Here is an 11,764-nt window from a genome sequence, read left to right as displayed (position 1 = left end):
TCGCCAATGCTCCGCAGTGGCTCCCTCCTCCGCCTTGCGATGCACGCACCCCAACGCCGCACGCTGATCCGACGCCAATTGTCAGACACGCCCTAATCCGGCTGGTCGGTGTGGTCCGCCGTCGCCGCCACGATCAGCTCGCCGACCAGCCGGCCGGCCGCCGTCCGCTGTTCGGCGGGCAGGGCGTCGTCGGTGACCAGGACGTCCAGTTCGTCCAGCTCGGCGAAGGAGGCCAGGCCGACCGCGTTCCACTTGGTGTGGTCGGCGACCACGACCACCCGGCGGGCCGACCGGAGGAAGGTGCGGTTGGTCTCCGCCTCGGCCAGGTTGGGGGTGGTCAGCCCGGCCTCGGGGGAGAGGCCGTGGCAGCCCAGGATCAGCAGGTTGACGTGCAGGGAGCGGATCGCCTGGTCGGCCACCGGCCCGACCAGGGCGTCCGAGGGGGTCCGTACGCCGCCGGTGCGGATCACCGTGGCGGTGGCCGGGGTGCCGTCCTCGGCGGGCTCCTCCAGCAGCTCGGCGATCCGCAGCGAGTTGGTCACCACGGTGAGGCCCTCGACGGCGCGCAGGTGCCGGGCGACCGCGAAGGTGGTCGTCCCGCCGGCCAGCCCGACGGCCGAGCCGGGCGGCACCAGGGCCGCGGCGGCCCTGGCGATCGCCTCCTTGGCGGGCAGTTCCCAGTGCGCCTTGGTCTCGAACCCGGGCTCGCCGGTGGCCGGCGCCTCGACCCGGACCGCGCCGCCGTGCACCTTGTGCACCAGGCCGCGGCGGGCCAGCGCGTCCAGGTCGCGCCGGACGGTCATGTCGGAGACCCCGAGGTCGCGGACCAGCTCGGTGACCCGGACCCCGCCGCGTGCGCGGACCTGTTCCAGGATCAGCACCCTGCGCTGTCCGGCGAGCGGTTGGGCGGCGAGCGGTCGGGCGCTGTCGGCCATCGGGAAGCCTCCTTCGACCACGTGACGGCGAGTGGTCATGGTGGATAATGTTTGAGATTGTAGCTTTCTGTTGATTCTCTCATGTTCAATGGCTTCGCTCGGAGCTTCATTCGGAGCGTCACTCGGAGGAAGAAGGGCCATGCCCGGGACGTCCCTGACCCAGCCCCCCACCGTCAGGACCGTGACCACCCTCGCGGACGGTCGCCAGCTGATCTACTACGACAGCGGCGCCGCCGCCCCGCGGCGCGCGGTGGACGAACGGCCGCTCGACCCGCAGGCCCCCGGCTCCGAGGTCCGGCTGGACCCGGCCACCGGGGACTGGGTGACCATCGCGGCCCACCGCCAGGCGCGCATCTACCGGCCGCCGGCCGAGGAGTGCCCGCTCTGCCCGTCCCGGGACGGGCGGCTGAGCGAGATCCCGGCCGACGACTACCAGGTGGCCGTCTTCGAGAACCGCTTCCCCTCGCTGGCCGGTCCGCCCGGGGAGCCCGTCCTGGCGGCCGACGGCCTGTGGACCAGCGGCCCCGGCGCCGGGCGCTGCGAGGTGGTCTGCTTCACCGCCGACCACGAGGCCTCCTTCGCCGACCTCACCCCCGAGCGCGCCCGGCTGGTCCTGGACGCCTGGACCGACCGCACCGCCGAACTCTCCGCGCTGCCCGGCGTGCGGCAGGTCTACTGCTTCGAGAACCGGGGCGCCGAGATCGGCGTCACCCTCGCCCACCCGCACGGCCAGATCTACGCCCTGCCCTTCGCCGCCCCGCGCACCGCCCGGATGGCCGCCCGAGCCGCCGACCACCGCGCGGCCACCGGCCGCAACCTCTTCGACGACCTGCTCGCGGCCGAACGCTCCCACGGGGAACGCGTCGTGCTCGCCGGGGCGCACTGGACGGCCTTCGTCCCCTTCGCCGCCCGCTGGCCGTACGAGGTGCACCTCTACCCGCACCGGCGGGTGCCCGACCTGGCCGCGCTGGACGCCGAGCAGCGGGACGAACTCCCCGCGCTCTACCTGGAGTTGCTGCGCCGCTTCGACCGGCTCTTCGGGGCGGGGCCGGGGCCCGGCGCCGCCCGCACCCCGTACATCTCCGCCTGGCACCAGGCCCCCGCCGGGCAGCGGGACGAACTCGCCCTGCACCTGGAGCTGTTCACCATCCGCCGCACCGCGGACAAACTGAAGTACCTGGCCGGCGTGGAGTCCGGCATGGACGCCTTCGTCAACGACGTCAGCCCCGAGGACGCGGCCCGCCGGCTGCGGGAGGTCGCCGGAGCATGAGTACCTTCGAGCAGTTGTACGGCGGCGCGTCCGAGGGGGAGTGGGCGGCCCCGGGCCGGGTGAACCTGATCGGTGAACACACCGACTACAACCTGGGGTTCGTCCTGCCGATCGCCCTGCCGCAGACCGTCCGGGCGCAGGCCGCCCGCCGGACGGACGGGCTGTTGCGGCTCTGGTCGGCCCAGGGTGGCGGGGCGGTCGTCGAGCTCCGGGTCGACGACCTCGCCCCCGGCTCGGTGCCCGGCTGGGCCGGCTACCCCGCCGGGGTGGTGTGGGCGCTGCGCGAGGCCGGGCACCCGGTCGGCGGGGCGGACCTCCGGCTGGACAGCGACGTGCCCAGCGGCGCCGGGCTCTCCTCCTCCGCCGCGCTGGAGTGCGTCCTCGCCGCCGTCTACAACGACCTGTACGGGCTGGGGCTCCCGGCGGCGGAGCTGGCGGTGCTGGCCCAGCGGGCGGAGAACGCCTTCGTGGGCGTCCCCTGCGGGATCATGGACCAGATGGCCTCGATGTGCTGCCGCCCGGGCGCCGCCCTCTTCCTGGACAGCCGCGATCTGACGGTACGTCAGGTGCCGGTCGACCTCGCGGGCGCGGGCCTCGCCCTGCTGGTCCTGGACACCCGGGTGAAGCACGACCTCGGCGACGGCGCCTACGCCGCGCTGCGGGCCGGCTGCGAACGGGCCGCCGCCCTGCTCGGGCTGCCCGCGCTCCGCTCGCTCCGGCCCTCGGAGCTGGCCGACGCGCTCGGCCGGCTCCCCTCGGAGCTCGTGCCGCTGGTGCGCCACGTGGTCACCGAGAACGCCCGGGTGGAGGCGGCCGTCGCCCTCCTGGACGCCGGGGACCTCGCCGCGCTCGGCCCGATCCTCACCGCCGGGCACGCCTCGCTGCGCGACGACTACCGGGTCTCCTGCCCGGAGACCGACCTCGCCGTGGAGGCCGCCCTGGCCGCCGGCGCCCACGGCGCGAGGATGACCGGCGGCGGCTTCGGCGGCTCGGTCATCGCCCTGGTGGACGCGGACGCGGTCGGGCACGTGGCCGCCGAGGTCACCGCCGCGTTCCGCGGGGCCGGGTACGCCGAGCCGCGCACCCTCACCGCGGTGCCGGCCGAGGGGGCGCACCGGCTCGGGTGAGCCGGGCCCCGGCCGCCGGTCGGCGGGCCGGCGGGTGGGCCGGCTAGCGGGCCGGCGGGTGGGTGCACCCGTCAGCTCGCGGGCCCGGCCGGCCCGGCCAGGGTGGTGTCCAGCCAGTCGAAGACCACCTGGTGGAAGCGGGACATGGCGCCCATGTGGCAGTGCTCGCCCGCCCCCTCGGCCTCGGTCAGGGTGACGAGGGTGTGCGGGCAGGTCAGCGCGGCCCGGACCTCCTGCGGCTGGCCGCGGAAGAACTGGTCGTTCTCGGCGTCCAGGACGAGGGTGGGGCAGTCGATGAGCGGGGCGACGCCGTCGAGGGTGTAGTCGGAGGTGCGGCGCACGTAGTCCGCCACCGAGGCGGCGCCGAACGTCCACACCCCGTTGCGCATGGCCCAGCGCACCTGGGTGCTCACCTGCATCATCAGACCCATGACGGGCTCGACCAGGTCGTCCCGGCCGTCCTCGATCCACTCGCGGAGGAACGGCGGGACGAGCCGCGCGTGGGCCTCCCCGAAGCTGTACAGGCCGTCGTCCAGGACCAGGGCGGCCACGCGGTGGTCGTGGGCGGCGGCGCGGGCGGCGAGGTACCCGCCGAGGCTGTAGCCGAACAGGGCCAGCCGGTCGGCGGCGATCTCGGGGCGGGTCAGGGCGTGGTCGACCACCGGGGTCACCACGGCCTCCCAGTCCGGGCGGAAGACCAGTCCCTGTTCGCGCAGTGCCGCGCCCTGGCCCGGACCGTCGTACGCGAGGACGTTGTAGCCGCGGCGCAGCGCGGCCGCGGCGACGGCGAAGTACGCCTCCTCCAGTGTGGAGTCGAAGCCGCTGGTGAACAGGAGGGTGGGGCGCGGGGCTCCGGAGTCGTCGACGAGGAAGAGGTAGCCGGGCAGCTCGGTGTCCTGGTAGGGGATGCGGACGGCTTCGACCGGGGTGTCCATGAGGGCCGCGGCGGCGGCGAAGGTGTCCCGGGAGAGCGCGGAGAGGGCCTTGGCCTCGGGGTCGTTCGCGGGGTCGTCGCGGCGGTAGAACTCGGCGGTGCGGTAGTAGTTCGACGCCCGCAGCAGGGCCTCGCGGGCGCTGACCCTGTGCCCGGCCGCCAGGGCGCGGCCGCCGATGCCGTGGGCGCGCTCGGCGGCGGCCTTCCACTCGCGCAGCCAGGCCTCCTCGTCGCCCTCGCCGATGTTCCGGGCGACGGCCACGACCTCGCCCACGTCGGCACCGCCGTAGTTGGCGAATCCGGCGGCGCGGAGCGCTTCGAAGGAGAACGACTCGTCCTCGAAGAGGAATCGCATGGGTGCTCCCCAGATTGTCGAGACGGAACGGTTCCGTCTCGACAAGACGCTAGACCTCTTCCAGTCGAGACGCAAGCGTTCCGTCTGGTGTAGGTTCGGGGAATGTCCAGCACGCCCGCGCCCCCGCCCGCGACCCCCGGCCCCTCCGGGCAGCCCGCCCGCCGGACGCCCGGCGGCCCGGTGCTCCAGGACTCCGTGACCGAGGCCATCGCCGAGGCGTTCTTCGAGGAACTGGCCGCCGTCGGCTACGCCCGGCTCTCCCTGGAGACAGTCGCCAAGCGGGCCGGGGCCGGCAAGGCCGCCATCTACCGCCGCTGGCCGTCCAAACTCGACATGACCATCGCCCTGATCCGCGCCGTGGCCGTCGACGCCTCCGAGATCAAGGACACCGGCACCCTGCGCGGCGACGTCCGCGCCTTCCTCGCCGAGCTCGCCGGGGCACTGCGCCACCGGCTCCCGTCGAGGATCATCCCCGACCTGCTCGCCGAGGGCGGCCGCAACCCCGAGCTGGCCCAGGAGCTGATGACCGCCGTCCGCGACACCCGCCGCAGCAAGGCCACCCGGCTGCTGGAACGGGCGGTCGAACGCGGCGAACTCCCCGCCGACGTGGACCGCGAGCTCGCCCTCGACCTCCTCGCCGGCCCGCTGTACTGGCGCCTCGCGGTCGTCCACACCGAGACCGCCCCCGACTACCTCGACCGGCTCACCGACAAGCTCCTCGCCGCCTTCGTCGCCTGACGGCCGCCACCGCCGGTCGCCGCCCGCCGTGACCGGCCCGGTCGACCGGCCGCGGCGGGGCCCTCCGCGGGCCGGGCCTTCAGGCCCGGTGGGCGGCCGGGCGCTCCGGGGAGGCCTCGGCGAGCGCCCGGGTGACGGCCTCCACGCCGTCGCGCAGCCCGTACACCGGGGTGGCCGGCTGCTGGCGCCAGGACTCGTCGATCCCGCCCGCGTCCACGGTGTCGAAACCCAGCTCGTCGACCAGCGCCCGGACCACCCGCTTGGCCTCCTGGTCGTCCGAGGCCACCGGCACGGCGAGCCGCTCCGGGTCGCCCGCCGGGCGCGGGCGCTCCAGCAGGTCCTGGGCGTAGGTGCCGTTGAACACCTTCACCACCCGGTGCCCGAGGTGCTGCTCCGTCCAGCGGCTCTCGGTGAGCCCGCCGTCCTCGATCGCGTCGATCCGCCCGTCGCGCTCCTTCGGGTAGTAGTTGCCCGTGTCGATCACCGCGACGCCCTCGGCGGCCCCGTCCAGCAGCCCCGCGGGCAGGTCCGGCACGTTCTTCAGCGGCACCGTCACCACCACGACCTGGGCGCCCCGGGCGGCCTCGGAGACCGTCACCGCCGTCGCCCCGGTCTCCTCGACCAGTTCCTTGAGCGTCTCCGGGCCGCGGGAGTTGGCCACCGATACCTCGTGACCGAGCGCGGTCAGCCGCCGCGTCAGGTTGCCGCCGATGTTGCCCGCGCCGATGATGCCGATCTTCATGGGAAGTCTCTCTTCGCGAGTGCCGTGTGGGACCGTCGCCTTGGCCCAACCACCGCCCGGGCGCCCCGATTCCCGGCCCGGAGGGTGGTTTTCCGGGACCTACGGTGACGGCGGGCCTGGTACCTCCCCGGCGCCCGCCGCGAGGGTGGACGCCATGAACCACACCTCCTCCGAACCCGTCGTCCTCGTCACCGGCGGCACCAGCGGCATGGGCCTGGCCACCGCCCGCCACCTCCTCGACACCGGCGCCCGGGTCGTCGTCACCGGCCGCGACGACGCCCGGCTCGCCCGCGCCTCGGCCCGGCTCGACGCCGGCGACCGGCTGCTCGCCGTCCGCGCCGACGCCTCCGTACCGGCGGACCTCGCCCGCCTGGCCGACACCGTGCGGGACCGGTACGGCAAGCTCGACGGCGTGTTCGCCAACGCCGGCGTGGCCGCCTTCCAGCCGGTGGACGAGGTCACCGAGTCCGACTTCTCCCGGCTCGTGGACACCAACCTCAAGGGCGTCTTCTTCACCGTGCGGCACGCCCTGCCCCTGCTCGACGCCGCCGGGGGCGGATCCGTCGTCCTCAACGCCTCCTGGACCCCGCACCGCGGCCTGCCCGGCGCCGCCGTCTACGCCGCCACCAAGGCCGCCGTGCTCAGCCTCGCCCGCACCCTCGGCAGCGAACTCGCCGGGCGCGGCATCCGGGTCAACTCGGTCAGCCCCGGCTACATCGTCACCGAGATGTTCCACGCGGCCGTCCCGGACCCGGCCGACCACGAGCCCATCCGCGGCCACGTCCCGCTCGGCCGGCTGGGCACCGCCGAGGACGTCGCCGAGACGGTCGCCTTCCTGCTCTCCGCACGCTCCTCGTACATCACCGGGCAGGACATCGTGATCGACGGCGGCCTCGTCCCGGCCTTCCCGTCCCTCACCGGCTGAGCACCCCCCGTGCCTGGTCCCCACAGGGCCAGGCACGGGCCGCCCGCAGGAGCGAGAATCCGTTCCGTGAACCCGAGCAGCGCCCTGAGCGAATTCCTCCGCACCCGCCGTGCCCGCCTCCGGCCCGAGGACGTCGACCTCCCCGACTACGGCGGCCGCCGCCGCGTCGCCGGGCTGCGCCGCGAGGAACTCGCCCACCTCGCGGGCGTCAGCGTCGACTACTACACCCGCCTCGAACAGGGCCGCGTCGGCAATCCGTCCGACACCGTCCTCGACGCCGTCGCCCGCGCGCTGCGCCTGGCCCCCGACGAGTCCGGCCACCTCCACCGGCTCGCCCGCCCCGCGGCCCGGCCCCGCCGCCGTCCCGTCCTCCGCCAGCAGCCGCGCCCCTCGCTGCTGCACCTGCTGGACCAACTCCACCACACCCCGGCCGTGGTGATGGGCCACCGGATGGACATCCTCGCCTGGAACCGCGCCGCCACGGCCCTCTTCGGCGACTACGGCGCCCTGCCCGCCGAGGACCGCAACATCGCCCGCATCACCTTCCTCGACCCGGCCTCCCGCGAGCTCTACGCCGACTGGCCCGCCTGCGCCCGGGAGAACGTCGCCTTCCTCCACCTCGAAGCCGGCCGCCGCCCCGACGACCCCCTGCTCGCCGAACTCGTCGGCCGGCTCTGCCTCGGCAGCGAGGAGTTCCACCGGATGTGGGCCGAACACCCGGTCGCCGACAAGACCTCGGGCCGCAAGGCCTTCCACCACCCGCTCGCCGGCACCCTCGACCTCGCCTACGACACCCTCCGCCCCGCCGACGACCCCGGACAGGCCCTCGTCACCTACACCGCCACCCCGGGCTCGCCCTCGGACGACGGCCTGCGGCTGCTGCTGTCCTGGGCGGCGTCGCGCTGAGGGGTCCGCGCCGGCCCGGGTCCGTCGTCGGGTTCGGGTTCGGGTTCGGGGCCGCGGGTGACGGCGTGCAGGTTCTCCCTGGCCTGGACGGTCGACGGGTGGTCCGGCCCGAGGACGCGGTCGAGGTCGGCCGCCGTCCGGCGGAGCAGCTCCACCCCCTGATCCGGCTCGCCGGTGTGCAGGTACATGACCGCGAGGTTGTTGCGGGAGGTGAGGGTGTCGGGGTGGTCGCCGCCGAGGACGCGGTGGCGGTCGGCGACGACCTGTTCCTGCAGGCCGATGGCGTCCTCGACCCGGCCGGCCTCCAGGTAGGCGGCGGCGAGGTTGTTGCGGGAGGTGAGGGTGTCGGGGTGGTCGCCGCCGAGCTCGCGGTGGCGGTCGGCGACGACTTGTTCCTGCAGGCCGATGGCGTCCTCGACCCGGCCGGCCTCCGCGTAGGTGACGGCCAGGTTGTTGCGGGCCATCAGGACGGTGGGGTGGCCGTCGTCGTGGAGCCGCCGGAGGTCGGCGAGGACCTGCTCCTGGAGGCCCATCGCCTCCTCGGTGCGCCCCGCCTCCCAGTACGACTGCGCGAGGTTCCCGCGGGCCGCGAGCGTGTCGGGGTGGTCGTCGCCCAGGATGCGCGCGCTCGTGCCGGAGAGCTCGCTCCAGTACTGGACGCCGGTGCTGTACAGGCCCGCCCGTACGAGGCTGGCGCCGCAGCGGAACAGGAGCAGGTGCATCCCCAGCGGCTGCCGGATCAGGCCGGCGGGCCCGTGTCCGACGAGCACGTCGGTGTTGGCCCGCAGCGTCGCGGCCAGTCCGTGGACGCCGTAGTCCGTGCTCGGCCACAGGCCGAGCAGGGCCTCGGCGAGCGCGAGGCGCGCCCCGGCCGTTCCGGGGTGCACGTCGAGGGCCGCGCGGGCGGTCAGCGCGTGGAGGCCCACCTCCCGGTGGGGCGTCTCGGTGAGGCCGAGGAGGCTGTAGTTGTGCAGGACGGCGAGTGCCTCCGTGGCGTCGTCGGCCGTGACGGGAGCGCCGTGGGCCTCGCCGAGATACTCCAACACCGCTTCGGCGTGCCAGAGTCGCTCCGGGTGGCCGGCCGGGTCGAGGAGCGCGGCGAGGTGGAGGACGGGCCCGGCGAGGCCGACCGGCTCCTCCTGCCGGGCGGCGTCGAGCGCCAGGAGCAGGGCCGCCGCGACCGGGCCCCGGTAGCCGTCGGCGCCGGCGCGGGTGGGGAGGACGGTGTCCAGGCTGCGGGTGCGGTCGCGGAACAGTTCGAGGTAACGGCCGCAGCTGCGGCGGGTGTTCACCATGTAGGCGGCGGCGTGGGCCAGGGCGAGCGGCAGATGGCCCAGTTCCTCCGCGAGTTCACCCGCGTGCTCGTCGAGGAAGCGGGCGCACTTCGCGCGTTCCAGCCGTTCGCGGAGGTAGGCCGCGGACTCGGCGGGGGAGTACGTGGTGACGTCGACGAGCTCCCGGCCGCCGCCCGAACTGGCCGCTCCCCGGTGGCGGGTGGTCGCGATGACCCGCCCGCGTCCGCCCCGGCCGGTGCTCGGCCACAGTTCCTCGGGCGTGTGCTCGGTGGTGTTGTCGAGGACGATCAGCCAGCTGCGGTCGGTGGCGGCGAGCCAGGCCAGGAATCGCTCGGCGTCCTGCTCGGCCTCGCCGTTCGCCCCGGGAGCCCGCACCGTCACGGCGGCCCGCGCGTACAGCTCCGTCACGGCGGACGGTTCGGCGGCGTCGGCCCACAGCACCAGGTCGGTTCCGGTCTCGACGGCCTCGCGCGCGTAGTGCGCCGCGAGCTGGGACTTGCCGACGCCCCCGCCGCCCGCCAGCACCTGGCTGAGCACCACCGTCCCGTACCGCCCGCGCGCCTCGTCGATCTCCCGCCGCAGCTGCGCCCGGGGCTGGAAGGCCGTCGCCCTCGGCGGGATCCGCCCGACCACCACCGGCCACCGCAGCGGCTCGGCGCCCGGCGCCGCGTACTGGTGGAAGGTCATCTCCCCGGCCTGGTAGGCGTCGCCCCGTACGGTGGCGCCGCCCTCGATGGCGTTCCTGGCCTGCCACTCCCGCACCTGCTCGCCCCCGCCACCCGGCCCGCCGACTCGGCTTCCACGACTCGGCTTCCATTATGGGAGCCGGAACGCCACCGCCGTGCCGCCCGGACTGCGGGCGGCACGGCGGTGGGACAACCGTGCGGGTCAGGACGCGAAGTAGCCGTTCAGGTCGGCGATCACGTGGGTGTCCCCCCAGTTGTTGAAGAACGTCACCCGGCCGTCCACCACCGGGACGACGACCATGTTGGCCCTGGTCTGTCCGGCGGTGAAGTTGATGTTCGACACGGCCGGGCGGGCGGTGCCGTGCGGGTGGACGATCAGGTGGCTGTCGGCCGTCGGCTCGGTGACCGTGACGTTCAGGACGACCGCGGTGACACCGGTGGCCGGCACGCCTTCGAGCGCGGTGACCGGCACGCTGACGATGCCGCCGCCGCCCACCGTCCCGGCCCGCGCGCCGACACCGCCACGGGTGTCCAGCAGCCGGACCGGGGTGGTCGGGGAGAACGCCGAGCCGGAGCCGCCGTAGTAGCCGGTGACGTCGGCGATCAGGTCGACCTCGCCCGCGCTGTTGCGCAGGTCGACCTTGCCGTTCACCACGGGGACCGTCACCAGGTTGGCGACGATCTTCCCGGCCTCGTAGTTGAGGTTGGAGACGTCGGGCAGCGGCCGGCCGTCGGGGTAGACCGTGACGTGGCCGGACCCGGTGGGGTTGACGGCGGTGACGTTCATGACGACGGCGGTGACGCCGGTGGCCGGGACGCCCTTCACGCCGGCCACCTGGAGGCCGACGACGCCGCCGGGGCCGACCTTCTGGGCGGGGGCGCCGGTGCCGTCCCGGGTGTCCAGGAAGCGGGCCGGGGTGATCGGGGAGAACGCCGAGCCGGTGTCCCCGTCCGTGTAGTAGCCGGTGACGTCGGCGATCAGGTCGACCTCGCCCGCGCTGTTGCGCAGGTCGACCTTGCCGTTCACCACGGGGACCGTCACCAGGTTCGGGACGATCTTCCCCGCCTCGTAGTTGAGGTTGGAGACGTCGGGCAGCGGCCGACCGTCGGGGTAGACCGTGACGTGGCCGGACCCGGTGGGGTTGACGGCGGTGACGTTCATGACGACGGCGGTGACGCCGGTGGCCGGGACGCCCTTCACGCCGGCCACCTGGAGGCCGACGACGCCGCCGGGGCCGACCCGCTGGGCGGGGGCGCCGGTGCCGTCCCGGGTGTCCAGGAAGCGGGCCGGGTCGATCGGGACGAACCGGCTCCGGGTGGCCGTGGTGGGGGCGGTCACGGTGAAGGCGTTGGGGAGCGAGACTCCGTAGACGCCGTCGAGTTCGAGGTTGTAACTGCCCGGCGCCAGGCCGTTGGTGTCGAGCAACACGTCGATCGCGGTGCCGTCGGCGTTCACCGAGAGCGTTTGCGGCCACTGCGTGCCGGAAGTGCCGCTGCCCACCAGCTTGGCCTTGCTGCCCAGGTTCAGCCCGGTGCCGCGGACCACGGCCTGGACCCTGGTGCCGGCGGCGCCGGTGGAGGGGCTGACCGAGGTGAAGGTGGGCCGCGGCATCGGTCGGGGGCAGGAGGAGTCGCAGACACCCTGCAGGCTGTACTCGACCGGCAGGGCCGTCGCGCCGGGGCTCATGACCAGCACGGCCTGTCCGGTGTCGCCGGATGCCTTCGTCAGACACTGGGCACCGAACCCGGTGCTGTTCCAGCACGCGGTACCGTCGTAGTGACGGGTCCAGTGGGCGCCGCTCAGCAGGCTGAAGTCGGGCTGCGCGCTGGTGACGCTGCTGCTGGTGCCAA

The 11,764-nt window shown here is 74.6% G+C and carries 8 protein-coding genes and 2 pseudogenes; 5 read left to right on the top strand and 5 right to left on the bottom strand.

From position 1 onward, the window contains the following. Positions 1-92 precede the first annotated feature (92 nt). Positions 93-935: a DeoR/GlpR family DNA-binding transcription regulator gene (locus tag AB0E96_RS31050; RefSeq protein ID WP_359829105.1), complete on the bottom strand. Its 843-nt coding sequence runs from the start codon at positions 933-935 to the stop codon at positions 93-95. Between the two features lie 139 nt (positions 936-1,074). Here AB0E96_RS31050 and galT point away from each other — a divergent pair, with 139 nt between their 5' ends. Further along, positions 1,075-2,205: a galactose-1-phosphate uridylyltransferase gene (galT, locus tag AB0E96_RS31045; protein ID WP_359829104.1), complete on the top strand. Its 1,131-nt coding sequence runs from the start codon at positions 1,075-1,077 to the stop codon at positions 2,203-2,205. Next, positions 2,202-3,332, top strand: coding sequence for a galactokinase (gene galK / locus AB0E96_RS31040; RefSeq protein WP_359829103.1), 1,131 nt, complete (start codon positions 2,202-2,204; stop codon positions 3,330-3,332). Before galT ends, galK begins: the two co-directional genes overlap by 4 nt. 71 nt (positions 3,333-3,403) lie before the next feature. On the opposite strand, the gene AB0E96_RS31035 is transcribed toward galK, so the two are convergent. Continuing rightward, complete coding sequence (locus tag AB0E96_RS31035) at positions 3,404-4,621, bottom strand: alpha/beta hydrolase (protein WP_359829102.1); 1,218 nt, start codon at positions 4,619-4,621, stop codon at positions 3,404-3,406. 102 nt (positions 4,622-4,723) lie between these two features. On the opposite strand from AB0E96_RS31035, the gene AB0E96_RS31030 reads away from it, so the two are divergent. Beyond that, positions 4,724-5,359, top strand: coding sequence for a TetR-like C-terminal domain-containing protein (locus tag AB0E96_RS31030; RefSeq protein ID WP_359829101.1), 636 nt, complete (start codon positions 4,724-4,726; stop codon positions 5,357-5,359). A 79-nt stretch (positions 5,360-5,438) separates the two neighbouring features. Here AB0E96_RS31030 and AB0E96_RS31025 read toward each other — a convergent pair. Further along, positions 5,439-6,107, bottom strand: a pseudogene (locus tag AB0E96_RS31025) (NAD(P)-binding domain-containing protein); the annotation flags it as partial. Between the two features lie 148 nt (positions 6,108-6,255). On the opposite strand from AB0E96_RS31025, the gene AB0E96_RS31020 reads away from it, so the two are divergent. Together AB0E96_RS31020 and AB0E96_RS31015 are read left to right on the top strand one after the other, a co-directional pair. Then, entirely contained in the window at positions 6,256-7,026 is a 771-nt protein-coding gene (locus tag AB0E96_RS31020) for a glucose 1-dehydrogenase (RefSeq protein WP_359829100.1), read from the top strand. Between the two features lie 66 nt (positions 7,027-7,092). Beyond that, on the top strand, positions 7,093-7,932 hold the full coding sequence (locus AB0E96_RS31015) for a helix-turn-helix transcriptional regulator (RefSeq protein WP_359829099.1): 840 nt from the start codon (positions 7,093-7,095) through the stop codon (positions 7,930-7,932). Here the strand turns inward: AB0E96_RS31015 and AB0E96_RS31010 are convergent. Continuing rightward, positions 7,860-9,989 carry a tetratricopeptide repeat protein gene (locus tag AB0E96_RS31010; protein WP_359829098.1) on the bottom strand — a complete coding sequence of 710 codons (2,130 nt, stop codon included), beginning with the start codon at positions 9,987-9,989 and terminating at the stop codon, positions 7,860-7,862. The genes AB0E96_RS31015 and AB0E96_RS31010 overlap by 73 nt on opposite strands. Positions 9,990-10,115: 126 nt before the next feature. Beyond that, positions 10,116-11,764 (bottom strand): annotated as a pseudogene (locus AB0E96_RS31005) (hypothetical protein); the annotation flags it as partial.

This window comes from Kitasatospora sp. NPDC036755 (assembly GCF_040636595.1).
Taxonomy (GTDB): Bacteria; Actinomycetota; Actinomycetes; order Streptomycetales; family Streptomycetaceae; genus Kitasatospora.
Note: the sequence above shows the minus strand (reverse complement) of the source record. Positions and strands in the feature narration are given on the sequence as shown.